The 24,373-nt window shown below is 65.4% G+C and carries 27 protein-coding genes; 14 read left to right on the top strand and 13 right to left on the bottom strand.

Annotation, left to right across the window (positions count from 1 at the left end):
* The first annotated feature begins 448 nt into the window (after positions 1 to 448).
* Complete coding sequence (locus tag ACFWPH_RS28755) at positions 449 to 865, top strand: hypothetical protein (RefSeq protein WP_378755300.1); 417 nt, start codon at positions 449 to 451, stop codon at positions 863 to 865.
* 163 nt (positions 866 to 1,028) lie between these two features.
* Here ACFWPH_RS28755 and ACFWPH_RS28750 read toward each other — a convergent pair whose 3' ends face one another.
* The 10 genes from ACFWPH_RS28750 to ACFWPH_RS28705 all read right to left on the bottom strand — a co-directional run bounded on the left by ACFWPH_RS28750 (position 1,029) and on the right by ACFWPH_RS28705 (position 10,975).
* A complete protein-coding gene (locus ACFWPH_RS28750) occupies positions 1,029 to 1,868 on the bottom strand; it encodes a hypothetical protein (RefSeq protein ID WP_378755299.1) in 840 nt (279 codons plus the stop codon).
* Entirely contained in the window at positions 1,852 to 2,985 is a 1,134-nt protein-coding gene (locus ACFWPH_RS28745; RefSeq protein WP_378755298.1) for a ParA family protein, read from the bottom strand. The genes ACFWPH_RS28750 and ACFWPH_RS28745 overlap by 17 nt, the downstream gene beginning before the upstream one ends.
* Before the next feature lie 1,551 nt (positions 2,986 to 4,536).
* Positions 4,537 to 4,725: a hypothetical protein gene (locus tag ACFWPH_RS28740; RefSeq protein ID WP_378755297.1), complete on the bottom strand. Its 189-nt coding sequence runs from the start codon at positions 4,723 to 4,725 to the stop codon at positions 4,537 to 4,539.
* Positions 4,726 to 5,081: 356 nt separating this feature from the next.
* The gene (locus ACFWPH_RS28735; RefSeq protein WP_378755296.1) at positions 5,082 to 6,794 is read right to left on the bottom strand and encodes a hypothetical protein; all 1,713 of its coding nucleotides are present in this window, start codon (positions 6,792 to 6,794) and stop codon (positions 5,082 to 5,084) included.
* A gap of 293 nt (positions 6,795 to 7,087) precedes the next feature.
* Complete coding sequence (locus ACFWPH_RS28730; RefSeq protein ID WP_378755295.1) at positions 7,088 to 8,050, bottom strand: hypothetical protein; 963 nt, start codon at positions 8,048 to 8,050, stop codon at positions 7,088 to 7,090.
* Positions 8,051 to 8,278: 228 nt separating this feature from the next.
* Positions 8,279 to 8,845, bottom strand: a complete 567-nt coding sequence (locus tag ACFWPH_RS28725; RefSeq protein ID WP_378755294.1) for a hypothetical protein — start codon at positions 8,843 to 8,845, stop codon at positions 8,279 to 8,281.
* A 129-nt stretch (positions 8,846 to 8,974) separates the two neighbouring features.
* On the bottom strand, positions 8,975 to 9,166 hold the full coding sequence (locus ACFWPH_RS28720; protein WP_378755293.1) for a hypothetical protein: 192 nt from the start codon (positions 9,164 to 9,166) through the stop codon (positions 8,975 to 8,977).
* Between the two features lie 462 nt (positions 9,167 to 9,628).
* On the bottom strand, positions 9,629 to 10,090 hold the full coding sequence (locus ACFWPH_RS28715) for a hypothetical protein (RefSeq protein WP_378755292.1): 462 nt from the start codon (positions 10,088 to 10,090) through the stop codon (positions 9,629 to 9,631).
* A gap of 90 nt (positions 10,091 to 10,180) precedes the next feature.
* Entirely contained in the window at positions 10,181 to 10,312 is a 132-nt protein-coding gene (locus ACFWPH_RS28710) for a hypothetical protein (RefSeq protein ID WP_378755291.1), read from the bottom strand.
* 66 nt (positions 10,313 to 10,378) lie between these two features.
* Positions 10,379 to 10,975: a hypothetical protein gene (locus tag ACFWPH_RS28705; RefSeq protein ID WP_378755290.1), complete on the bottom strand. Its 597-nt coding sequence runs from the start codon at positions 10,973 to 10,975 to the stop codon at positions 10,379 to 10,381.
* A 219-nt stretch (positions 10,976 to 11,194) separates the two neighbouring features.
* On the opposite strand from ACFWPH_RS28705, the gene ACFWPH_RS28700 reads away from it, so the two are divergent.
* The 7 genes from ACFWPH_RS28700 to ACFWPH_RS28670 all read left to right on the top strand — a co-directional run bounded on the left by ACFWPH_RS28700 (position 11,195) and on the right by ACFWPH_RS28670 (position 16,399).
* Positions 11,195 to 11,566 carry a hypothetical protein gene (locus tag ACFWPH_RS28700; RefSeq protein WP_378755289.1) on the top strand — a complete coding sequence of 124 codons (372 nt, stop codon included), beginning with the start codon at positions 11,195 to 11,197 and terminating at the stop codon, positions 11,564 to 11,566.
* Positions 11,563 to 12,324: a hypothetical protein gene (locus ACFWPH_RS28695; RefSeq protein ID WP_378755288.1), complete on the top strand. Its 762-nt coding sequence runs from the start codon at positions 11,563 to 11,565 to the stop codon at positions 12,322 to 12,324. The genes ACFWPH_RS28700 and ACFWPH_RS28695 overlap by 4 nt, the downstream gene beginning before the upstream one ends.
* A gap of 80 nt (positions 12,325 to 12,404) precedes the next feature.
* The gene (locus ACFWPH_RS28690) at positions 12,405 to 13,262 is read left to right on the top strand and encodes a hypothetical protein (protein WP_378755287.1); all 858 of its coding nucleotides are present in this window, start codon (positions 12,405 to 12,407) and stop codon (positions 13,260 to 13,262) included.
* Positions 13,259 to 13,528, top strand: coding sequence for a hypothetical protein (locus ACFWPH_RS28685; RefSeq protein WP_378755286.1), 270 nt, complete (start codon positions 13,259 to 13,261; stop codon positions 13,526 to 13,528). The genes ACFWPH_RS28690 and ACFWPH_RS28685 overlap by 4 nt, the downstream gene beginning before the upstream one ends.
* Complete coding sequence (locus ACFWPH_RS28680; RefSeq protein WP_378755285.1) at positions 13,525 to 13,965, top strand: hypothetical protein; 441 nt, start codon at positions 13,525 to 13,527, stop codon at positions 13,963 to 13,965. Before ACFWPH_RS28685 ends, ACFWPH_RS28680 begins: the two co-directional genes overlap by 4 nt.
* 11 nt (positions 13,966 to 13,976) lie before the next feature.
* On the top strand, positions 13,977 to 15,242 hold the full coding sequence (locus ACFWPH_RS28675) for a hypothetical protein (protein WP_378755284.1): 1,266 nt from the start codon (positions 13,977 to 13,979) through the stop codon (positions 15,240 to 15,242).
* 284 nt (positions 15,243 to 15,526) lie between these two features.
* A complete protein-coding gene (locus ACFWPH_RS28670; protein WP_378755283.1) occupies positions 15,527 to 16,399 on the top strand; it encodes a hypothetical protein in 873 nt (290 codons plus the stop codon).
* A gap of 117 nt (positions 16,400 to 16,516) precedes the next feature.
* Here ACFWPH_RS28670 and ACFWPH_RS28665 read toward each other — a convergent pair whose 3' ends face one another.
* On the bottom strand, positions 16,517 to 17,281 hold the full coding sequence (locus ACFWPH_RS28665; RefSeq protein WP_378755282.1) for a glycosyltransferase: 765 nt from the start codon (positions 17,279 to 17,281) through the stop codon (positions 16,517 to 16,519).
* Positions 17,282 to 17,378: 97 nt separating this feature from the next.
* Here ACFWPH_RS28665 and ACFWPH_RS28660 point away from each other — a divergent pair, with 97 nt between their 5' ends.
* From ACFWPH_RS28660 to ACFWPH_RS28645, 4 genes are all read left to right on the top strand, one after another.
* Positions 17,379 to 17,579, top strand: coding sequence for a hypothetical protein (locus ACFWPH_RS28660; protein WP_378755281.1), 201 nt, complete (start codon positions 17,379 to 17,381; stop codon positions 17,577 to 17,579).
* A gap of 104 nt (positions 17,580 to 17,683) precedes the next feature.
* A complete protein-coding gene (locus ACFWPH_RS28655; RefSeq protein WP_378755280.1) occupies positions 17,684 to 18,604 on the top strand; it encodes a hypothetical protein in 921 nt (306 codons plus the stop codon).
* Between the two features lie 46 nt (positions 18,605 to 18,650).
* Positions 18,651 to 18,968, top strand: a complete 318-nt coding sequence (locus ACFWPH_RS28650; protein ID WP_378755279.1) for a cysteine hydrolase family protein — start codon at positions 18,651 to 18,653, stop codon at positions 18,966 to 18,968.
* A gap of 208 nt (positions 18,969 to 19,176) precedes the next feature.
* Entirely contained in the window at positions 19,177 to 20,034 is an 858-nt protein-coding gene (locus ACFWPH_RS28645) for a hypothetical protein (RefSeq protein WP_378755278.1), read from the top strand.
* 189 nt (positions 20,035 to 20,223) lie between these two features.
* On the opposite strand, the gene ACFWPH_RS28640 is transcribed toward ACFWPH_RS28645, so the two are convergent.
* Positions 20,224 to 20,889, bottom strand: a complete 666-nt coding sequence (locus ACFWPH_RS28640) for a hypothetical protein (protein ID WP_378755277.1) — start codon at positions 20,887 to 20,889, stop codon at positions 20,224 to 20,226.
* Positions 20,890 to 21,873: 984 nt separating this feature from the next.
* Between ACFWPH_RS28640 and ACFWPH_RS28635 the strand changes: the two genes are divergently transcribed.
* Together ACFWPH_RS28635 and ACFWPH_RS28630 are read left to right on the top strand one after the other, a co-directional pair.
* Positions 21,874 to 22,383 (top strand): hypothetical protein, encoded by a 510-nt coding sequence (locus tag ACFWPH_RS28635; RefSeq protein ID WP_378755276.1) that lies wholly within the window; start codon positions 21,874 to 21,876, stop codon positions 22,381 to 22,383.
* Positions 22,384 to 22,389: 6 nt separating this feature from the next.
* Positions 22,390 to 23,292: a hypothetical protein gene (locus ACFWPH_RS28630; RefSeq protein ID WP_378755275.1), complete on the top strand. Its 903-nt coding sequence runs from the start codon at positions 22,390 to 22,392 to the stop codon at positions 23,290 to 23,292.
* A gap of 225 nt (positions 23,293 to 23,517) precedes the next feature.
* Here the strand turns inward: ACFWPH_RS28630 and ACFWPH_RS28625 are convergent, their stop codons facing one another.
* Positions 23,518 to 24,354: an aldo/keto reductase gene (locus ACFWPH_RS28625; protein ID WP_378755274.1), complete on the bottom strand. Its 837-nt coding sequence runs from the start codon at positions 24,352 to 24,354 to the stop codon at positions 23,518 to 23,520.
* Positions 24,355 to 24,373 lie beyond the last annotated feature (19 nt).

Raw genomic sequence — 24,373 nt, 5'->3', positions numbered from 1 at the left:
CTCCTCCCTCCCCCCCCGCTCTTCCCCCCCTTCTCCCTTCTCCCCCCCGCCCCCCCCCCCCCCGTGCCGCTTGCGTCGTTCCCCCCCCGCCCCCCTCCTCCCCCCCCCCACACCCATATCCGCGATCGTTGGCCTCGCCTGGTTCGATACCTGACCTGGGCCAGACCAGGAAGTGGGTGGCACCGGCGGCCTCGCCGCACCGGCACAACGGTTATCGTGTCTGGCGCCGCCAACACTGGACAGACCGCGTGTGTCTTTGCGGCCCGATAGCAAGCGCAAATACGGGCGACGTCGAAAGGAGCGCATCCAGCGCGCTACTCGTGGACCATCGGGGTCGACCCCAGTCATGGTGGTGGAACAGTGAGGGGCCCTTCACTTCCGGATAGGTGTGAGCTCTCGACTGCTAGGTTAGCGAGAGACCCCGATCCGCCGTCGCGCCGAGGCAATCGTGGCCGGGTGGACCACCGGCACCGGCGCGTTGGTCGATACGTTCGGCGGCCTGGTCTTGGCCGCCCACCGCCCGGACAGTCAGCTTGTGCACATCGGCAACGTCGGCACCGGATTCACCATGGCCGCACGCCGCGCACTGCGGATCCGATTCGACGAAATGGCCCGGGTAGAGCCGCTGTTCGCCCTACCTGCACTCCGCGGCGGCACCAGTGCCGTTCATTTCGTAGAACCGGCTCTCGTCGGCAGCGTCGAGTATCGCGAGTACAGCGGCGGGAGCCTGCGCCACCCCCAGCTGGAAGGGATTACGCACCGACATAGCACCGGAAGAAGTCAAAGTTCCACAATCGAATGCGACACGAGGTTGAATCGACCGTGGCGCGCCGGCGCATGGCCAATTCATCACTGTGACAAATAATGGATGGGCTCCCACAGGGACGACCGTCCGGCAGTTCAGTGCAGGTAGTGCGCGAGGCATCGTGGGCCTCTGACGCACTACCTGACCAATCGACCGAATTCGGCAGCAAGCCAACGAGAAGATGATGACGTATGAGGATGATCCTCATACCAACTGCCCGATATCAGTACTCAGTGTCATCCAGCTCGGTTGTGCGAGGCTGGAGCTGAGAATCCCAGCGGTCGAGTGAGTCGAGCAATCGATCCACTGCGGCGGTTTGGAGGTGGCCGATATAGCCGTAGCCTGCTTCCATGCGCATCGCGCGGGCTACCCTGTCCAACCGTTCGGAGGTCTCGTGCCTAAGCCGCCCCGTCGTTCCGACAGTAGTCGGACCTTTGAGGTCGAAAGCGTCCAGATACTCGTGCACCCATTTGATTGCCTCGTGAGCGTTTTCGGGTACTCGCGCCAGCGCGGCATCGATATAGTGCGTCTCAGCGAACTTCACTCCGAAGACCTCTTCGTCGAGAGCTCGTCGAGTCGCTAGACGCGCCTTGACAGTTGTGGAGATTCGGATGCCGGCGTTGCCCCACTCCCTTGGCCGCCTCTTCGCCGATCTGTAGGAGTTCTCGACGGCGAGCCGGGCGTTTTCATCCTCCCGAAGCTGGGTCCTCTTGGCTTTGGCGACCGCCTTTAGCGGCGCCTGTCGATCGGCGCTGTCCTTCTCAGTTTTCGATGCCTTCTGTGACTTCTTGGCAGGTTCTTGTCGGCTTCTTTCCTTACCTGCCGGATCAACCGGGGCCTGAATCGATGATGCCGTGCCCTGCCCAGCGCTGGCAGGTTCCGAAACCGACGAGAGGGCCCGCTCCTGATTGGGTTCCGCCTCTTTCGCGGGCGCCCTATCAGATGCCTGTTCACGTGCCTCGACTGCCAGGTCGGCCTGGGTAGCGCCTGCAGCAGGCTGGTCTCTTTCGGCAGCGCTGGCACCGTATGTGCCGGCGAGGACACCCCTACGCTGGAGCGCCATTTTCCATCTCCTTGTCTGTAATGGCTCCAGTCGCCCATGGCGAGAGCTCAGGCCAGGCCGCGCGCCATCGCGACTCCAACTCCTCGGCGTCAGGGTGGCCGACCTTGTGGAGAACTTGGAGGAGCACTGCCTCGGCAACTTGGCACATCTCGGTAGCTTTAGCGCGAGATTTCCGTTCGGCCAGTAGAGCGGAAACGGGAGCCCTGAAGCCCTGAGCCTGCGGGACAACGGTTCGAGTGGGGACTCGGGGCGGCCAGATCTCAACGTCTACGGCATCGCTCCCTGCGGCCTGCGCCTCGCGGAGCTCCTTCAATTCAGCCCGCGTTACAAGGCCCTGTGGATTGTATGACGTGAACACCAGACCAAGTGGTTCTAACCTGGGGTTGTTCCAGTTGTCGCGGATGTCACGGCCGAACTCCAAAGTGTCTGCGATCGCGTTGATACCGAACGGCTCCGCCGTCGTAAGCATCAGATACCTGCGCATTGCCTTCAGTTGTGCACGCGCGAGGTCGGAGCCGCCGGGCAGCATGTCTGAAAGTACGAGATCCCATCGAACTCTTGGGACAGTACCCCCTGGCTCCAAGGGCTTGTTGAGTGCCCGGTCGAGTCTTCCCAGATCTGAGATATTCCAACCTCGGCTCAGATCTTCGAGTGCCTTATATGCGGGCACCACTCCGAGTGTTCCAAGTTTCCCTGGTATGAGCGGGCCACCTCTAGTGAACTCAGCCTGCGGGTTGTACTGCCAACCGCTGAGCTGAAATCCCTCGTCGATTACGCCATCTTCGTTCGCGTCGAGAATATCTACGAGTGTGAACCGGTCGGGCTCAAGGACTTTCTTTCCGCCTAGCCCTGTCTTTCCGGTGTCCAGGAGTGTTACTTCGTTGTCAAGTGCTATCGAGAGGTTACCTTGTGGGTCGCCATCTATGCCCAGCGCTACTAGGCCGAATCGAACAGCCGCATCCAAAATGAGCTGTGACAGTGTTGTCTTTCCAGTTCCGCCTTTCTTGCCGAGAATCGCCAGTGAGTTGTCTGGATCGCTGATCCCACTTCTCATCCATGCGGATTCAGGAAGACTCGACAGAAGGGCGGAGTTGCCCTCCGTGGCGACATCCGTCATCCCCCACTCCCTTTCGTTGATCAGAGCATGTCGATGGAAGCTTACGAGAACCTCATAGCAAAGTCACGCCGACTCGCCTGTCGATCCCTGCTGTTCAGTGGGCGAGTTCTCCGCTCTGTCGTTCGTAGCATGAATCATCCCGGATCGGTTGACTCGGAAGGTGGAGGGTTCTCTTGCTGGCGCGTGCCCAACAAGCCATCTTCGCTATTTGTTAGAGTGGCTGTTATATCCACTGTTAGACTGTTATAAGGGCAGGTCAGTGGCAGTTTCTATGGCTTGTGTTGTCGCTATCTAACCTTCTCGGTTCCGGTCGTGTCTTGCTGTGTAGGGGTGTGTTGGTGCGGCTTTCGCCGTCCGCAAGGCGGGGTATCGACCCTATCCTTGGTATGTCGCAGGGGCTCTGGGCCGAGTCTGGCATGGTTGCGTCGGAAGGGATGTCTTGCGCTGCTCGGTCACTCGGCTGGAATGGGGGAGTCCAGAATGGGGCGGGTGAAGCCCCGGGACAGTGCCGAAGATTGCCCCAAGACACGCCCAATGTAGACGACATCTAGCGTGGCACATCGCAGTTCGCCGGCCACCTGCGGAAGATATATGTCACGTGACGATAATTAGGTAGGGTGATTGCATGCAGTTGAGAAGTCGCTTGCTGACGGCTGACCTGGATGGCATTGTGGCCGTTTACGTTCCGGATCAGGGGAAGAGCCTCCGGTGTGGGCATTTGTCGTAAACATCTCGAATCTCTTCCGATTCAACGCTATTCGTAACCCGCCACGAAGGCCGGCCACAGGCTAGGGGAGGGGATGCGGGCTGCGGCTGTGTGCCCGCCGGGGGATCGCCGTGATTGCATACGCCCCGATGTCGACGAGGAAACCCGCTTACATTCACATACTATGCTATGCGCATTAGAATATAGACTGACCTCTGGGGAAACGAGTCGGCTGGCGACCCGTGCCGCACCCTGGCAGAGCATCGACCGAGCCGGCGTCCGGCGCGGAGGTCGATCTGGGCCGATCGCCCAAATCGATGTGTTTTCCACGCCGATAAGCGTGATTCTGTCAACTAGTGGACCTGCGCATTGCATCAGATGAATCACTTGGGGTCCTCCCCGGCAATGATCCTGGTGCGGCGCGGCCTGTTCGTGAGGTCATAGCGCAGAACGCGATTGCGTCGGCAGTGCAGCCAGGAGCAGCACCGGTAGCGCGGAGAAGAAGGGCTCCTCCAGGTAGTGGCCGGCGGCGGGGATCGTGCTGGTGCGGTGTGTGAGGACTGCCCTGTTCCATATCGCCGATTGAACCGTGAGAAGGGCTCCGGGTAATCCCGGTGTCTCACGGCGGGTGGGCCATTCGGTCGGTGTTCGGCGCCCGAGGCCCCCTTAGCGCCGCGCATGCATCGCCCAGAGTTGTCGGTTCGGCTACGTTGCCGAGCTTTTCGTCCTGGACCGTGAGCACTGCCGAGTCGGCTCCACAGCCTCTCGGCTTCGGTTGTTGGTGTCGGATCGAGAAACGCGACGAGCCGCCGCTGAATCGCCCGAGTCCGTACATCGACCACCAGTCACGCCAATGGTGGATGTAGCCCGAGTCGTTCCGCGGCCTCGCGGAGTTCGCGGAAACCGGACTCACGGGCTTTGTCTGCCGGGTAGGGCTCGAATTCGATCCCGCGGCGCGCGAGGTCGGCAGCCTTACCAGGAAACGGTGGGAGTTCAGCGCGGAGGCAGGCGCGGTGTCCTTCGGGGGTCGCCATGCCGCTGCGGTACAGCGTGATAGGCGGTCACGGGCATGGATCAGCAGTCGGGTGCCGAGTCGTCGGCCCGCGACGACGGTGAGGACACCACGCACGATCGCGAAGCCGGAGTCGGCGATAGGTACAGCGGAAACCACGGCCAGCGCATGGTCGGTACGGTCGGCGGCAACCCAGATCCAGCGGCGCACGTCCGGACGATGGCTCGCGTGGATGACTATGTCGTCTGCGCTGGTCGCGCTCACCTGTCCAGTATGCGCTCGTTCGGTGGTGATCGGCGTCGGCACCAGGACGCCGGGGCGAGCCGCACTCGCCCGGATCGTCTATCCGCGCCGGGCATCCGTATTGCCCTCACTCTGTCAGTCGTGTGTGGTTGTCAGGCTGGTGAGGTCGAGTTGTTCGACTGGTATTTCGTACAGGTCGCCGTCGGCCATCGAGGTGAGTTCGTCCCAGGAGAGGGTGGTTTCGGTTCCGGGAATATGCCATCCGGGGGGTCCGGGAGCCCAGGGGTCGGTGGCATTGGTGTGGATGTTGTCGCCGTGGCGGATTCGGTCGATGTCGGTGGGTTCGGGATCGCCGGGCAGGAACTGTCGCGGGGGTGGGGTGTAGGTGCGGAACTGCGCGACAGCTTCGGCGATGCGGGTGACTGCGCGCCGGAATTCGTTGACGCTGTGTGCGGCCTGTTCGGTGTTGTCGGTGGTCGCGGCTTCGGCGAGTTGGTCCCAGTTATAGCCGAGGGTGCGCAGGAGGCCGCGTAGGTGTAGGAGGGATTCCGGTAACTCGCTGTCGTGCGGTGTGTAGTGGAAGTGCTTGACCTCGTAGTACTCGTCGTCGCTGGCTCGCCTGGTCGGCCGGGCCCGGTCTGTGTTGATGGTTTCGCGTGCGCACACAGTGCCGCACACCGCCCAGCGTGCCATGCTGTCGTAGTAAGGCTTCTGTCCGAGCGTGCGCGGGTAACCCGGCTGTTTCCGGTGTGGGTCGTCGGGGTCGAGCGTTTCACCGGTGCCGATGGTCCAGCGGCGCACGATCTTCTGTGGCGGTTCCCCGCATACCGCGCAGCTCTTCAAACGCAGGTGTTCGAGCCGTAGTGATTCTCCGGCATCGTACCCGTCGTCATCGTCGGGCTCGTAGTAGTCGTCGTAGCTGTCGCTGTGTGCTTCCGGGAGTCCCGGCGGATTCCAGGCCAGCGCCAGTGAGCGCAGGGTCGCCGGTAGGTGGTTCAGGGCGAGGTCGTGTTCGACGGTGGCCTCCCTGACGATTTTGCGGACCGTGGGATGCGATAGTCCGACGAGTTTGGCCAGCGAGCGGTAGCTGTCGCCCTCGTTGTCCCAGGCCACGATGCGGCGCAGCAGTTCGTCACGTTCGCTGCGGTCGGCGCTCATCAGTCCTGCCACGATCTCCAGGCGGTCACGCACTCGGGCACGCGCGGCGTCACGCAGCTCGGTCACGTACTCCAGGCCGCCGTCGATCACGATCCGGTTCCCGGCTCGGCGGGGCGTGATCCGCTCTCGCAGCGTGTCCACGACCGTGGGCAGGTCCTTGTCCGGCAGGTCGGCATGGACGAGCTGGTCGAGCAATTTCTGGTTGGCTTCGTCGATCTCGTGAATTTCAAGAATCGGCGAGTCGGCCAGCAGCTCGGTCAGCCGGCGACCGATCTCGTCGCGGGCAGCCGCGGCGTCGGGCGTAAGACGCTGATGCCAGCCGCGTGGGGACTCGGTCACGGTCAAGCCGTCCGCGACCTCGGTGGCCAAGGGGTCGATCTGTTCAGCGAGCATGGTGAAGAACTGGTCGTCGAGCACGACCCGCGGGATGGGCCAGCGCACTATCCGTGCGCACTCCTCCTCATCTGCCCGTGGCGCGCTCTCACACCGAGCGGCCAATTCCGGGGACTCATCGGAATCCGGGTCGGGCACGAACAATTCGACGAACGCCGGCGGCGGCCGGTGCTCGCCCGTCTCGGGATCGAACCACTCGGGCGCCTCCTCGCGGTCGGCGAAAGGGAGATTCGGCCACAGCGCTTCCGGATCCGTCACACGCACCACATGCCGGCTGAACACCCCGTTACGTTGCATGGAAAGAAGTGTTACATAACTCAAGCTGCGGTGCGGATGGTGGAAGAAAATTTTCCACCCGTGGGATTCGTTGTGGCGCAGTCCTATCGGATCCGGGCACTCGCCGACGTGCTGATGATGATCGCACCAGATCCCGACATCGACGCCTACGCCGGAGCGGGGTGCGTCCATTGCACAGAGGTCGCGACCCCGCCGGTAGATCGGGACCCGCCTTCAGGACAGGCCATTGCGCACGTCATCGGCAGAGCGGCCACAGCGAGGAGCGCAGCCCGGGAAGCGATGAGGCCGTTCTTTCAATGCGTTACCGATGCGTCTTCGGTTCCGCCGGTGGTTCCCTCTTCTGAGGTGTGCATCGGCACTGCGAACCGATGAATGGCCTCGTCCTCGCCATGGACGCGCACGACCGCCCCTGAAAACTCAGCGGCGATGGTCTCCTGTTCCATGCCGACGTTCAAGCTCTCGGGATCCGGGAACTCTTCTCCGAGAATCCGTGTAGCGCCTGCCACAACCCCCAGCACGTCCTCGCTGATGGCATCCATCACCACGTCCAATGGGATGAACTTCTCAGGGCTGTCGTTGACCTGCAATGACGGTGAATATTCGAATGTCGGGTTGACGGCGAAGTCGGTTGGGTTGGCTGGGCGTCGCAATCTCAGACGCGCTACAACCGATCCATCCGATACTTCGCCCGTGATGCGTTCGTCGTCGATGATCTCGTACTCGCTATCGGTGATGATCGGGCCGGCATCGAAGGCTGTCCGCCCGACGATATGCACCGCGCGGTGTTTGTCCACGTTGGACAGCCAACGCAGCGATTCCAACGGGACTCGGTCGGGTTGATCGGCGTGGAATGGCTGCACTGCCTCGACCAGCTCCCAGAATCCTGGTGCCACCAGGGGCTGAAGGTCCTTGGCTTTCGACTTGAACTTGTCTTTGTCGCCGTAGAGCGGGAACGTGACCAGGTGCGGTTTGGCCGGCATGCCCGTCGCGGCCATAGTCGCAGCCCAGAACGTATGATCGAGCGCCGCGCGGAGATTGGTGAGGATGTCGCCCACAAGGACGCTCCACCGTTCCGGATACGGCTGCCGGACCCTGAGCACCCAGTACATCTTCACCAGCGGATCGGACCGTTTGCCAGCGTTGTCGAAGCGGATGTAGTCGTAGGTGTCGCCGCGGGAGAACTCCCGCATCTCGCGGGCCAAGCCTCGCTGGTGCTCCACGCCTCTGGCCCACTTGATCCACGCCGATCGCATCACCCCGCGATCCTACGGCGGCTCGGACAACCCTCGAGGCACAGCGCGGCAGCCGGCTACCGCGGTTCGATCCGGCGCGGCGGTCCGGCATCGGGGGCGGCGGCCCGGCCCGCCGCACATCGCGCACGGTTCCGATGCTGTATGAGATTCACGGTGCTGTCCCCGCCGGCACCAACGGAAAATATTGCCGCGTCGGACGTCCAGGGTGGCGCCGGTGGAGAATCGACTCCGTCAGCGCGGCTGCTGACCCACCGCCGAGCCTCTCTGACCGGAGCGCATTGTCACACAGGCCTGCCACAGCACGCCCCATACTCCATCGACCATCACTGGAGAGCGGGCGGATTGAGCCTGGACGAAGTCCGGCACCGCGCGCGGAGTCAGCGTCCATACCTGGATGAATCGCTGGGCCAGCGGAATGGCTTCGGCAAAACGCGCGTTGGATGCCTTGGCCTCTGCCGTCGAGCTGGGGTTACCGAACCCTGCACTCGCCGCCTTATGTGCCTCGGCGTGGCCGGGCATTTCGGCCCCGTCACCGACCAGCAGAGCCATTTGCGGCACACCACGATTGTCCCGGCCGGCGGGCGGGCATTCCTCGCTCAACAGGCGAGCGAACGCGAACGCCAGATGGATATTCGCGAGCCCGGGGCGCTGGTGTTCCAGTGTTTGCAGCACCGGGGCTGCCAACGCGTTCGCGGCCAGCTTCGACGCCGTCGTCGGATCCTGCTGGTGCGCATGCAGACCGATTAGCTCTTCGGCGACGGCTCCCACCGCCTGGTCGATTGAACTTGAGTTGTCCACCACGTCACGCTACAAGGCGGTCCAGCGCCAACTCAAACGCCGCAGAAGCGGCTGAGGGACGCATCGATCTACCGGCTGGACAGGACCGCGGTGACACGGATGTCGCCAGCCGGGAGAGAGAATGGGTGGTCACACCACCGTGTAGGCAGTCAGAACCGCCGTGAACAGCGTCAGACTGGCCCCGAACCCGATTGCGCCGGCGCGCACGGTGGCGGGCACCGTGGCGCCGTCGACCTTGGACAGGAACGCGGCCGCGGCGCCGATGATGATGGCGGTCAGCGCGATCGCGGTGAACAGCAGAGACTTGGTGGGGCCCGACATGCGCGGTTCCGATCGAGAATCGTGGTGTTTGGGTGGGGGCGGGTTGCCATGGCAGTACGGCGTCCAGCATGTGCGGGAACAGCACCGAATTGTGGTCCGGTGTGGCCGCAGTGAGGTCGTTACGGCGTTGCGCCTGCCGGCATCAAGCGGAAAATATTGCCGCGCGCGACATCCAGGATGGCGCCGGTGGGAAACTCGGGATGACCCTTGCGGTCCGGATCGACCCGGAACCCGATTCCACTGCCGAGCGGTACCACCGCGGTGGGCCAGTTAGATGTCGGGGTTGACTGCGCCCCGCATACAGCCGATCAGCGGCCACCCGCGGTCGACGACGTCCGGGGCCGCTGCTGCGGCTGATGGGCCAGCTCGACACGATCGCGTTGGCCCGTTGCTGTGGGCTCAGGCCGGCGGTGTTGCGGTGGTCGTAGCCGCCGTGGGTGCGGAACTTGCCGCACGGTGTTCTCAGCTGGGCGTCCCCCGACGTCTGCCTGTCCAGAAGACGTCGGAGTAGCGAAGTGACAGGCAGCGGCGCCGCCAAGCGATAAGTCCGATAACTGCGCAGGATATGGCAGTGGCGGCCAGAACCACGCCGCTCATGACGAGGTGGCCGGTCACTGCGAGCCCGATCAGTGTCGCGGCCAGGAAGCCGGTTGCCGCCAGAAGCATTACGCCGAACTTCAGTTCTGTCTCCGGCGAGCTCATAAAGACCAAGGTGCGGTCATAAAAGCGGGTCCAGCGTTTGAAGGTGTAGAGGCGCTTCTTCTCGGTCAGGTGCCAATCGAGCGACTTGACCATCATTGATGGATCCGATCGCGGGTTGTGTTCGACGACCAGGTGGACCGCATCGTCATAGGGTAAGTCCGCGGTCAGCACCCTCATCGCCAAGATCGAGGGGTCGTAGGCATCCGCATCTGTCACGGTCATAATCTTCCTTCATTCCTTGGTATTCGGTATCCAGGGACAACAATCTTCCGGATGAGTTGCAGCTCAGCGGTTTGTGCGGATGTCGAGGTCTTACGCGGCAGCGGTGAGCGTGGCGGCGTGGTGCAGGGCTTGGATGGCCTGCTCGGGCGCGCGCTGCGTCTCGTCGCCGCTGATCGACTCGCGGACCTGGACCACCCAGACAGCGTCATCGCTGCGCACCATGCACTCCGGCCCGCAGCGCGCCACTCACGATCGACACAACCGGAACAGCGGATGAAGCCTGGCGTTTCATGGCGCAGTGCCTTCGGTCATGAGCCGCCAGACGTTGCCACGGGGGATGTCGATGATGGCGCCGGTCCCGATCTCGTCGTGGCCGCGCAGGTCGGGGTCGATATCGAAACCGATGCCTCCCGCCAGGGGGATTATGCCGCGAGGCCAGTAGATCATGTCGTGGTCGACAACACCTTTGACATCCCCGATCAAGGGGAGCCGGTGGTCGAGAACGTATTGCGCGGTAGCGCGGCTGATACGCCAGTTCGCCACGATGGCGCGGGCCCGCTCGACCGAGGTCAGGCCGCGGGTGTTGTGGTGGTCATAACCCGCCCAGCGGCGGAACGGTTTAGCGGGCGCGGTGCGCTCGTACTCGTCGACCTCGACGAGCACGCCGAGGGAAACACCGAGATAGGCGAACGGCAGCGTCCGCCGATAGGGATAGCGGGCCAGGAACTCAGCGAGCTCGTCGGCGTCGAACCTGTGATGGACCCCGGTGCCGTGGTCGGGCAGCAGGTTGGTGATCGCCTGGGCGTGCAGCCATCGGCGGTCGGGGCGAAAACCGGTGCGGGCCTCGATGATGTCCGCGGCTTCGGAGCTGGTCAGTAACGGCACCCGGCGAGTGTAACAAAAAGACAGTCCACAACGTACGGTTCATAACGTACTATCGTCGGATAGATGTTTTGCCGACTACCAAGTTTCCAGAGTCCCTTCAGGTTGACTTCCGCTAATAAGTGTTAACGGAAGTCAATTGCGCAGAGTCGCAGGACAGCACCATTTTTTCGTGTTAGATTCTCACCCATCGTGTCGATTTCTCATGGTCCTGTCGTCACGATGCCGGGCCTTCTCGGCGATATGCCGCAGGAACCCCCGCATCGAACCTTCGGGATCGCCGCGGATCGCCGCGATCTCGTCCGGTCGCCGCACCCGCGGGTGTCGGCAGCCGGCGCTACGCTCACCGCACATCCGCACGTCGACCCGGAGGGGAAACCACCCGTGCCCGAGAAACGCCCGCTCGCACTGCGACCCCTTCCGGTTGATCCCGCGGAGCCGCCGGTCGGCAAGACGACCGCCACCATGCGCCTGCCGTGGCCCGCCGGAGCCCAAGTGGTCCTCCTTGACGGTCGCGATCTCCCCGTCGCGCCCGATGTCCGTCACGGTGACGAACCCACTGCGGAGTCTGCGCCCGAGGGCGACCGCGCGTGACCGACAACCATTCCGATGACCGGCCGCCGTACCGGTTTGTCGACCACCGCAATGTCGGCTGGGTGATCCAAGCCGGCACCGGCACCTACCGTGGCTTCGACCCGACCGCCTCATGGGAACGGCCACCCGAGGTCGCGACGCTGGCCGAGATCACGGACGCGTACGGGCCGTTGCGCACGGTCCAACCCTGCCGCGCCGAGGAGGCCGACGAGTTCCAGGCAGCATTGGCGCTGGCCGGCCGCAAGGCGGTGGCCTCGCTCGCGTCCGCGGCCGAAGTGATCCACTTCGAGGCGCGTAACCGGTTCGGCCCGTGGGACGCCGATGTCTCCGCCACGGCCGACTACGCGACGCGCACGCTGGTGGCCGGGCGCCCCGGTTCGTGGGAGTCGGCGCTGATGAGCGAGCTGTGGCTTTTCGGCAGTGAGCTGAATCTGTGGCCGCGCACCGATTCCGGCGATGTCGCGTCGATGCGCGCCACCGGCCCGAACCCCAAACGCGTGCACGTGGAGGCCCGCGACCGGATGGCCGCGGTCCTGCGCGCCTGGACCGCATCGGAGGACCGCTACACCGAGGTCGCCGAGACCCTCGCCTCCCTGGTCGCCGACTACGCCGACGAACACCACGGCCCCGGCGGCTGGCGCGCGATCGCCGACCAATGGCTGCAACCCGACGCCCGGCTGCCGTCGGCCTATGCCGAGCCCTGCCACCGTCTGCTCTACTCCCGCACCCGGTTTCCCGACGACCCCGCCCTCGGCTGAGACCAGGCAACCCGGGGACCCCGTCTCGCCGCGCCCCGGCCCGCCAGGCCCCACCGTCGCCGCACCCGAAGGATTTCGCCGTGAATCAGCCCGACCTCACCGCCCCGCCGGCCGTGCCGGCGCAGACCCTCGCCGACATCCACCGCCAGGTGGTGGAACTGCTGGACCGCGCCGCCCGCCTGCGCCGGCCCGCCCGCCCGGGCGTCCCCGCGGGCACCGCCCCCACCCCGGCTCCCGGCACCACAGACGCGACCGAGCCGATCGACTTCGCCGGGTTCCTCGTGCCGATCCTCGCTGAGGTCGCGGCCAACTGCGGCGGTGTCGACGCGCTGCTGGCCGGCCGCCCCGGCAGCTGGGAAGCCGCCGGGATCGAACGACTGCTCGACAGTGCCGGGTGCGAGGACCCCGACGTCCTGGCCGGATATCGCAGCGCGCCGATCGTGATCGACGTGCGGATCGACTACCTGCTGCGCGAAGTCGGCCAACTCGTCGACGACCCCGACACCCCCGGCCACATGCGCTGGCAGCAGCTGCTCGCCGACGGTGAATACTACGAGGACCAGCTCGACGCCCTCGAACTCGCCCGCAGCGACGCGCTCGAGGCGCTCACCGCACGGTCCGCCGACCTGGACTACAGCCAGCAAGAGCACGCGCTGGAACAACAATTCGACGCCGACGCCGACGCCTTGCGACGCCGCTGGACCGCCCGCTACACCCGCTACCTCGACGCATTCCGCGCCACCGCCACCAACCGGGCCGCCGAACTCGGACTCACCGTACCGGTCGAGGTCCGCGGTAACACCGACCCCGACGCTCACCCAACCTCGCCGGGCGATCTGTGGGATGCCGACCCCTTGGCTGCGCAGATCTACGAGCACGCGGTACGCGCCACCCCGACCAGCCTGCTCACCACCGACGCAGCCCAGGAGAACCTGTGACCACCGAACTGCCCACCCAGCAGGAAATCATCCTCAACGCTCTGGGCTCGCTGGACGCCAGCCGCATCAAGGCATCCGATGCCCGGGACTGGCTGAATTCGGACTGGCAGGGCGTCGGTACGGTCGCTCTGCCCGATATCGTCGTCGAGCAATGGCGAATCGCCCGCAGCGAGATCGCGGACGCGAAGGCCGCGATCGACCAGGCGAAAGGCGCGCTGCACCGGGCACTGGACCATTACCGCGACGAGAACGGCGAGCTACCGTGAGCGCGGCCGTGACCGCCGGGGTGGAGCTGTATCGAGTGACCGCCACCGGCGCACCGGTCCCCGCCTTCCCGGACCGACCTGACCCGGACCCGGTCCACTGGCACCTGACCGGCGACCAGATCAGCGAACTCGTCCGGGCCGGAATGGCGTACCCGAGTCTGGCACCCGACCCGGTGGCGCACACCGGATCCGGCACCCTCGACGAGGCACGATCACGAGAACTCGTGCGCCGGACCGCGATCGGCGACGGCCCCGGGATCGCGCTACACAAGCTCACCGGAACCGACGACGGTGGCTGGTGGGTCACCGCGCCCGAATGCGTGGCCGCGCTCGCCGCCTGGCCCACCACCGCACCTCCCGGCCTCCCCTGGACCCTGCCTCCGTTCCTCGCCCGCGCGGCGGCCGAACACGGCTTCCAAGTCTGGCGCGAACTCTAGGAGCCGACACGATGACCGACACCGCAGATGTCACAGTGACAGATCCGAGTCAGGGTGAAGGCAGCGAACAACACGGCCCCCGACTGCGTCTGGTCCCCACCGCGGCCACCGATGTCGGGCCCGAGTTCGACGACCGGGCTGCGGAATTCCTCGCGGCCGCCGACGCCGCCGCCGACGAATTCGCCGCGTTCGCCGATGCCGAGAACACCACCCGCACCTATCGCTGGGCTCAGGACCGGTTTGTCCGCTGGTGCGCCGACGCCGGACAGCAGGCCTTGCCGACCTCGCCGCGGACAGTGATTCGGTTCCTGTCCGCGGTCGCCGCTGATCCGCGGCAGCCAGCGCCGGTATCCACGTTGCGCGTCCTTCTTGCCGGGATCGCGCGCGCCCACGCCGACGCGGGGTACCCGGATCCGACCGCTGATGCCTCGGTGAAGCGGGTCATGCGCGGTGTGCGCCGGGTCCGCGGCCGGGCCGGGATTACTCCCGACCGGGCCCCGGCCGCGACACTGCCGGTCATCCAGGCTCTCGTCCCCCATATCCACAGCCACGCATCCACCTGGCGTCAGCAGGTCGCTGCCCGACGTGATATCGCGTTGATCGTGCTGCTCTACGGCGCGGCGCTGCGCCGCAGTGAAGCCGTCGGCCTACACCTGTCCGACCTGGCCGCTGCGCCGGCCCCTGAGGGCGGCCACCGGCTGCGAATTCGGTTGCGCGGCAGCAAAGGTGATCTCGATGCCAACGAGATCTACCTCGGCCGCGGCACGACCGACGCCCTGTGGTGCCCCTGGTGCGCCCTGTTGCGATGGCTCGACGTCCTCACCGTCCACGACAGCGCCGCCCGCACCGCCCTGCGCCAGGCCGCCGTCGACCCGGCCGCCGTCACCGACGCGAGATCTATTGCCGTGCAACGTATGCTGCGCCGAGACACCAGTGATCCGCACGAACACCGCTGCACCGGAGGATGGCCGACCCCGCACCGCGACGACGCCGAACGACCGGTGTTCCGGCCGGTTTCCCACGGCGGCCTGCCCCATGCCGACACCGCGCTGTCCGGCCGCTCCGTCGGCTCGATCCTCGCCGACCGGAGCATCGCCGCTGGAGTCGGCGAGCTGCGTGGCCACAGCCCCCGCGCCGGCGCGGCTACTCAGCTTTTCGACGACGATGTCCCCGCCGAAAAGGTCGCGACCAAGCTCCGGCACAAGCTGGTCAGCACCTCACTGGTCTATGACCGCAAACGCGACCAGCGCACCGCCGACATCGACACCGGTCTGTAGTGGTCGTAGTAGGAAAAGCTCCATCCACTGCACCAGCGTGCGGATCCACCGTGCTCGCGATTCAAGCTGAGAGGCGGCGCAGCCAGGTCCGCCGGGGCAGTTGGCGCGGCGATGCCACCCTCCCGTCGGGGCGGCGGCGCCGGGTGTGGGCCGAGGTCGGGGTTCCGGTAGTAATCGCTGAAAACCAACGGATATCGCCGAACGCGAACTGTCGCCCGTCACCGTGGAGGACCTTCCGCAAAAATGGGTGTGCCCCTTCGCCGGTACGCGTCTAGCCTGTGCGCATGGCGTTCGAAGGCGAGACCGCGGCCGCATTCGCGCAGTGGAGCCTGGAACTCGGCGAACTGTACAAAGCGTGGACAACGACGAACCGGCAGTTCGGTGGCGGGAGCCAGCCGATCTCGCCTGCCGCACAGGAGGATGCTGTACTCGCTGACGCCTTCCCGGATCTCTCCAAGCCAGAAGGTACCGGTGCGGGGTTCGATGCGGTACAGATGATTGATGCCGCCGCGCAACACCTGCTCGGGCTGAAAGCGCTGGTGGATAGCCAAACTATGGCGCTCGCGCCGTGGCCGGTCGCTCGTGCGGTTGGCGAGCACCTCGCGCACGCGGCGTGGCTCTTGGAACCGGGGATTACGCCGCAAGCCCGGATGGCGCGGCGGTGGATGGCTAGGCTGGCGGCAGCTCACCGCATGAGATGGGTACTGAGCGAGCGAAAAGCGTCCAGTGCAGTGCAGCGAGACGCAAAGAAGATCCGCGAGAACCTCCGCTGGGAGTTGGAGCAGCGCTTCCCCGGGGCGGACACCCAATGGGACAGTCCCGCAACCGAGCCGGGCTGGGAAGTCGGTGGTGAACCGTACCCGGGACTTGGGAAAATGTTCAAAGCGTTCTCCGCGCTCGAAGCAACCGGTGTGACCGGCTACTACAGCACGTTGTCCCTGCACTCCCACCCTAATATCGTCGCGATCACCTCGCTGTGCGAGAGCATCGACCATGACGGTCACCGCCTCATTCGGTACCGGGTGGATACCGACGACTGGGGTGAGCTCGTGCGCAGTGCCACATCGCTGACGTACATCACTGCCCGAGCGGTATGCGACTACCTGGGCTATCGGAACGACGACCAGCTGAAGTGTTGGCTCGTCCGATATCGCTGAACTCGAACAGGTCAACGCCGTGGTCGCCCGAGCGCGAGTACAACAGGCTGACGATCACGGCGCAGGCAGGCCCTCGTTCCGCGCGAGGGCGCCCCGAACTGGCATCCCCGCTCGAAGTCAGTGGAACAGCTCACCGATTGCGGTCACGCGCTCGGCAATCAGTCCTCGCAGGGCGGTGACCTGGGCGTCGAAGCCCGGCGCGCGGGTCATCTGCGCAGGGTGCGAGCGCCGCACCAGCCCTGGCCGGGGGAGAAAATAGCCGTGTGCCAGGCTGTCCAGCCCTGCGAGTAGTCCCATGTCCTCGCTCGCCGGCAGCGCCATCCATCCGCCTACGGCGGCCAGGAGAGGGCGCCGAACGGTGAGCGTGGCGGGATGGATCCGCAGCGCGCAAGGATCGGCCATCCACGCGGAGATCGTCGAGCCCCGGGGAAGAATCCCCTCGGCCGGATCGCCGTGCCAGCCGGTGAGCGTGCCGTCCTCGGCGAGATCCAGCACCGCGCTCGCGGTCCAGCCCACCGACGGATCGGTAGAAAGCACTGTGACCGCGTCCGCGAGCGCGGTAGCGGGTAGTTGGTCGTCGGCATCGAGCACCCGCACAAGCCGGCCACGGCAGCGCGCCAGCGCCGTGGTGCGCGCGACCGCGGGGCCGCCGTGCGACTGCTCGCCGGGCCGAACTCGCGGATCGGTGCAGGCCTGCGACGGTAACGGCAAATCGCCGCGGTCGGTGCCATCGGCTTGGATCGCCCACTCCCACACCCACCCGTCCGGCAGGACCTGCGCGCACAGCGACCGGTAGGCGTCGGCCAAGTGCTGCGGGTCCGCACGGCCGACCGCTGTCACCACACTGATGACCTGGTCGGTCCGAGACGCGCTGAAAGTCACGGTCGTTCACGCTACCGGCTACCCTCGATCAGCAGAGCCGGTGCGCGGCCGCCCGGCCGCGCTGATGCTCGGCGACTACCAGGGAGGATGCCGTTCCATGACCGATCGCACGCGCAAAGCCGATCTCCTGCGGGCCGCGGCCGCTGTCGGATTCCCCGCGCTGGCGGCCCTGCTGGCGACGGCGACCGGAACGGCCTTCCGGCCCGATATCGCGGGCGTGGTGATCAGCGTCGTCGTGCTCGTCGCGGCGATCGCGACCGGCTACGCGGCGCTGCGCCGGTACAGGCGCGCCGAGTAGAGGCAGGCCCACCGGTGGTGATCGGACCCGAAGCCGGACAGATGATGACCCAACCCGAACCTCACAGCCAGCCCCCGGACAGGGCACCGCACGGGCACCGACGCATGCCCAGCCGCATCCCAGGCCTCACCGGTGAGCAGGCCCGCGAGTGGCGGGAGTTCTGGCGCTGGGCGGCGGCCGCCGATATCGCCGAACTCCCCACTGGCGGGTTCTGTGCCTCCGCGGTCCTCGCCTACCTTGAGAAGGTTGGCGGCACCCTCGCGACCCGCCGCGGCCGGGTGACCGCGATCAACGAAGCCCACCGCCGCCAACGGACACCGGTCCCGGGCGAGGCCGAAGCGGTCCGCCGCGCCCTCAACCCCGGGCGTGCTGCGCGCCTCGACGCGGCCCGCGCCCGCGCCGACCAGATCGTGGCGCAGTTGCCCGCCACCGGCTGGCCCGAAGGACTGCGCGGGCGCCGAGACGCGGTGATCGTGCTGCTGGGCACCTCCGGGCTGCGCTGGGCCCAGATCGCCGCCCTCACCCAGCGCGATATCCGGGTCACCGAAACCGCAGTCACCGTCGGTGCCCAGCCCCTGATCGAACTACCCGCCACCGGCGACCCCGAGACCTGCCCGGTCGCGGTGTTCCGGCACTGGCACGAAGTCCTGGCCCACGCCCCCGAACCCCGCGGGCATCTCGTCGCCGAACGCCTACTCACCGACCCCGACCACAGCCCGAACCCTCAGCTGCTCGAAGCCTTCGCCGGCCAGCCCTACCTCACCGAATTCGACGACCGCGGCATCGCCGCCGGCTACATCGGTGAACTCGACCCGCTGCCGGCCGATACGATCGCCGCGATCACCACCAGCCTGGTCCTGCCGGACCCGGCCCGCACCGCGGCCGGGGTACTCGACCCCGGCTACTACGAGCGCGGTGTCGCCGCCCGCCACCGCGATCAGCAGATCCTCGACGAACTCGACGACATCCTCGACCGGATCGACGCGTTCGCGATTCCAGGAGTCCTCGACTTCCCGCCCGGCTGAGCACCTTTGCTACGGATCTGTCCGGGGTGCCGGTGGAAGGCGAGGGATGAGTACAAAGCGAGGCCATGACGATTCCAGAAGTCCTCGACGCCCCACCGATGTGTTCCTGTGCGGAATCGCCACCGATGCCTGCGTTCTGGCCACCGCGATAGCGGTGTTCGACGCAGGACTGACACCGTGGGTGGTCTGTGACGCGTGCGCATCCAACGCCAACCGGACGCCACCGCAACGGCTCCACAATGCGGCGCTGATGCTGCTGGATCGCTTCGTCGGCACAGGTCATCTCATCGATATCGAGCAAGCGCGCAGCGCTGTCGCCGCGACCGCCGCCCGCCACCTCGGCGTATCCGAGAAGTCCGGGTAGTACCAGGGTCCGGCAACAACCACCCGCCCGGATGAAGGGCCGCCGGTCCGCTCTGGGCCGGAAGTGTTCGTTCGACAGACCTCACGATAACCGGCGATCACGACGTTCATCCGGCCGCGGATGTGCGCGGGCCTTGTCGGAGTGCACGGCTATGTTCGGCCGGCAGGCTCTCGCGGTGACCTGCACCAAATGAGGAGAGGGTGGGAACATGGACGAGCTCCGGGGCCAGATCACCGAGCTGTTCTGTGCCGCAGCCGAATTACACGGCCACGCCACACAGGTGACCGGAGACGGCGAGGTGACGGTGACCGGCCCGACAGGGACCTCGATCTGCAACCTCGAGAACCTGATCCGCAAAGCCGCCGCCGCCCCACAGCAGGACTGGGCGGCGCTGGCCGCCGACCACTTCGGCACCGGGCTGGCCGACGACGACACCGAGCCGCTGAAGACCCGAGAATTCTCCGAGATCACGACACTGGTCCGGACCCGCCTCTACCCCGACAACGGCCACGACGAAGTGGACTGCGTGTGCCGGCCGCTGGCGCCGGGCCTGGTGCAGCGGGTCGTGCTCGACAGCGTCCACACGATCACCCCGGTCACCTACCCGCTGCTGGCGAACTGGCCGGTCACCGAGCCGGACCTGTTCACCCTCGCCGAAGACAACACACGCACCGACGGACCGCTGAACATCACACGCGCTGATTTTCCCGAGGACGCCCCACCGTGGTTCCTGCTCACCGGCGGGGACTACACCAGCGCTCATGCACGGTGGCTCGGCGACTACCCCGACATCATGGGCCCAGCAGGCGTGCTGTTCACCGCCCCTGCCGAACTCAGCATTCTCGCCGCGCCCATCCACGGAATAGACATCCTCATGGCCGGCAATATCCTGGCCAAGCTCGGAACACACCACTACGCCAACGATCCGTGGCCGATCAGCCAGCACCTGTACCGATGGCATGACGGCCGTATCGAACTCGCCGCCGTCGTCGAGCCGGGCGAAGACAGCCTCGCGTTGTATCCGACCGACGAATTCGTGGCTCTGATCAACCAGCTCGCCGCCTGAGCACTCGCCGCCAGGTATGGCCGCTTTCACAGCGGGCAAGCATCGATGCACCCAGCACTCTGGTCGCCCGCAGGCCATCGACCTCGACAGTGTTCCTACGCACCTGGAATATCACAGTGCGGCCGCAATCGAAGACAGAGCTGGTAGAGCGAGCGAACCTGCCCTCAACACCGCGTCGTGGAACGCCGGTTACGGATGGGAGCCAGTCTCGCCGACGGCTTCGATGGTGAGAATTCGCCGGTGGATTTCCTCAGGGTCCGTACCCGGATCCGCATTCACAATCGCGTCGAGGAGCAGAGCTGTTACCCGGCATGCTGTGCGGTGCTGTGGGTCCGACGCCTGGTCGACGAGGCGGACGAGGAGGTTGTGGACCTGGGTCCATACCCTCTTGTTCGCCGATGCGACAGCCTGCGTGCGGTGCAGAAGCAACTGGCGAGCCCGCTCCGGCGCGTCGGGATCACAGACCACCCCGTCGTAGCCGTCGGGCTGATTCGGCTGATACTGCCGCGGCGCTACTTCGGGGCCTGTCAGCACAGTCACATGGTCGTGGGCGAGTGCGGATATCGGGGTGGGAAGCACGGACGTGATCCGGTCCACGGCCAGCGTCAAGTACTGCTCTCGCGCGCCGATGAGGAAGTCTTGCCCCGGCCAATACACCTCGAATTCGAATTCCATCAGCGCCTGATCGATCAGACTGTTCGCGGTCGCGGTGAGAGCCAGCGCCTCGTAGATGATCCGCACCGCCCCGGCGGGATCCGCCGGGGCGGTCACTGTGACCCGCTCCGCGGTGGAATGCAACATCTTCAGCGCCGTCGCGGGATAAGTCGCCGTCGTATCCGGCATCATCGAGTCCATGGTGGCATCATCCCGTTACGGTGCCCACGACTCGCCGATTTCGCCTCTGGCGTCGTTGGGAATCGACAGCGGCGTAACACGGTTCGCCACGGAGACGGCAGCGATCGCCGGGTGAGCGATCAGGCGTGCCCGCGCTGTGCACAGCCCATGGGCCAATTCCCACCGGCACGGTCTCTTGGATGACGTTCGACCGGACGTGCACATCTGTGGCGACTGGGGAAGTTCGGGTGCAACGCCGAAATCCCACGCCAACGTGATGCGCTGACCCGGACCAGGGTTGGAACGCCCGGTTGACGCGCGTGCATTCCGCTGGCGCTGTGCCCCGGCGGCCGAGCAACGGCGGCTCCGTGTGATCGGCGGCCGCGGCCGGAAACGGATGCTGAGCACCCCGGTTCTGGGCCACGGCCGATCCCGCCAGCTCAGCTCAAATCAACGAGACTGCCTCAGATCCAACGAGACAGGACATCCGGATGCGGTCGAGAGCGCTAGTTTCACGCCGGGACCGACGGCTTCCTGCTGACCGGATAGGGGGCGAGAATTCCGCTTACCGCCCTGCTGGTCGAGTGCGCCGCCCGGCTGGAAACCGCATCCCTACAGGCGCTCCAGGTGATCGGCGAAGACGTACCGGTGAGCATGCTCCGTCCAGAGGAAATCGCCGCGCACTACGCGACGGTCACCGAGGACTGGTCGCCCAGGTAGTCGAAGCGCACACCGTGGACGTGGCGCCGAAGCCGGCGTCCCGGCTCAAGACCACAAGCGCACCGCGGGGACAGACACCCACGGAAGCCGACGGCCCTTGGCGACTGCCCGGCGGCGTGAGAGCGATCTTCTGACCGACGATGTCCGCTCGATCCCGCGGATCCCCGCACGGCACGTCGCGCCGATTTCGTTGCCATGTCCGCGCGCGGCCCCGTACCGTTTGTACACCAGCTCAGCCTGGACCTTGGGCTCAGGATGGAAGAGAAAATGGAGGAGTCAGGCATCGTGGGAGACGACCAGCTCAGCATGGATCTTGGCGTATCCGTCGAGCAGACCGCATGGGGGAAATGGGTCGACCCGGACCGGCGGGCGGCGCAGGTACAGAAGTTCTTGAATCATGCCGGGTTGCAACGCATGCCTGCGAAGCTGTGGCCGGAAGACTCTTCGGACCTGAATCGGCTCAATGATGTGTGTAGAGGGCTGTTCCCGGACTCAGACACGCCATACCGTCCCGAAAATCAGGATATGACCGACGCGTTCATTTGCTTTCTTGGCGCGTGTTTCGAGAAGTACGTGGATGGCGAATGGGTCGACCACACTGAATATGGTCCCGATAAATCATTCTATGACGGTGGCGTGAACCCAGCCTTGCACTGGGTGGATTACGACAGCGACGAAGACGAACGCACGGTATTCGCCTACATCGACTCCATGATCCAGCACAACACCGAGTACGGCGACGGCTTCATTCACATTACCGACGACTTACGAAGGAAATACTACAATCTGATGTAGTCCCCGATGAGTGACGGCTACGGCCGGGACCGCGATGGCTTCGAACCGCATGTGCGCGGCAGGATCTTCGAGCACGGCACCGAGAAGTTTTTTCGTGACCGCGAAAAAGGATACGCGCAGGGATCGCGCAAATACGAGTTCCGAGACCAGAACGGGCGCACGGAACGAATTAAGTTCGACAAAATCAAGAACGAGCATGACCGAAGTCGCGCCGAGTCTATCGAAGAAAAGTCCGGCCGAATCAAGGGGGATAAAGACGAAAAGCAGCTCAGAGGAGTCCGGGAACTTCTCAAGCGGGGAGAGATCAATCGTCACATGTTGCGTTCGGTCGAGGGTGAGTTCATCTCGAAAGAAGCCCAAGAACTGATCAGAGGACTGATTCGGGACTTCGGGGACCGGTTCCAGCATCAGATCATCTCTCGAGCTGATGCCCGCGAAATTTGGGTTCGCGGGCTGGAATTGGAGCCGGGTCGACAGCTCGAATTGCCAGGTGTCGGTGAGAAGGCGCGCCAGCAAAGGGCCCAGCAGCGAGAGACGAGGACACAGGAACGGGAGGCAAGGGCACAGGAGCAGCTTCAGCAAAGGCCACGCACCCAAGAGGCGACCCAGCGGTCTATCGAGAAGCAGGGCCGGGAACCCCGAGCGCCGGAGCAACGGCAGCAGCAGCGCGAAGCGGCCGACCGGCTAGCTCAACGCGCCCATGAACGCAGGGAAGCCCAAGCGCGAGGAGAGCGGACACCGATGAGCGCCCGAGAAGCAGCAGATGTGTTGCGCCTGGGCCCGCCAACCCTCAGCGCGGAGACTCCGCGACGGGAGCTCCCTCAGGTCGCGCCGACCGTCAGACACAGCAGAAACCGGTCCCTGGAACGAGAACGAGACCGCTCCCGCGGCATCGAGCGCGAACGCTGAGCACTATCCGATGGTTTGCTGGCCAACGGTCCGGCCGACGGCTCACGGCCACGACGCCCAGCAGCAACGGCACCAACACGCCGAGCAGGCTCGAGCGAGCTGCTTGATCGGCCCGACATGTATGAATACGCTCGCGGGCAATCCTTCCGGTCATTCCCGGTAGCTCGCCGCTACGACGTTCCACGGTGCACGGTAACGCCAGCCGGGCACCGTGGAGTTCGTTAGCTAGTAGGCGCCGTAGACCATTGGGTCCGGGCCGGTGCGCGCGCCGGTATCCAGCGTGGCGAGTAGGTCGTGGTCGTCGAGGGCCAGTTCGAAGTCGAAGATCTCCATGTTCGACTGAATCCGGTCTGGGGTCACGGATTTCGAGATCACGATGTTGCCGAGTTCGAGGTTCCAGCGCAGCAGGATCTGGGCCGCGGTCTTATCGTGCCGTTCGGCGATGGCGTTGACGGTCGGGTCGGAGATCAGCTGACCATGTCCGAGTGGGCTCCATGCCTGGGTGGCGATGCCATGGTGGGAGTCGAAGTCGCGTAGCTCGGTTTGAGCCAGCCGGGGGTGCAGTTCGATCTGGTTGATCGCGGGCACGGTGTCGGTTTCGATGATGAGGCGTTCGATCTGCGCGGCCGGGAAATTGGATACGCCGATCGAGCGGGCAAGGCCGTCGCTCTTGATCTTTTCCAGCGCACGCCAGGTATCGACGTAGAGGTCGCGTGAGGGCACCGGCCAGTGGATCAGGTAGAGGTCGAGGTAGTCGAGTTTGAGGTTGGTCAGGCTCTTGTCCAGGGCGGCGAGGGTGCTGTCGTAGCCGAGGTCGGTGTGCCAGACCTTCGTGGTGATGTGGAGCAGTTCACGCGGGATCCCGGACGCAGCGATGCCGGCGCCGGTGCCGGGTTCGTTCTTGTAGTAGGCGGCGGTGTCGATCGCCCGGTAACCGGCCTCGAGCGCTGCGGCGACGGCTGGGGTCGCTTCGTCATCGGGGACGCGGAAAACCCCGAAGCCGAGTTGCGGGATGGTGTTGCCGTCGTTGAGGGCGATGTCGGGAATCGAGGGCGCTGACATGGTGGTCTCCTTGCCTGGA

Source organism: Nocardia sp. NPDC058499 (assembly GCF_042719915.1).
Lineage (GTDB): Bacteria > Actinomycetota > Actinomycetes > Mycobacteriales > Mycobacteriaceae > Nocardia.
Note: the sequence above shows the minus strand (reverse complement) of the source record. Positions and strands in the feature narration are given on the sequence as shown.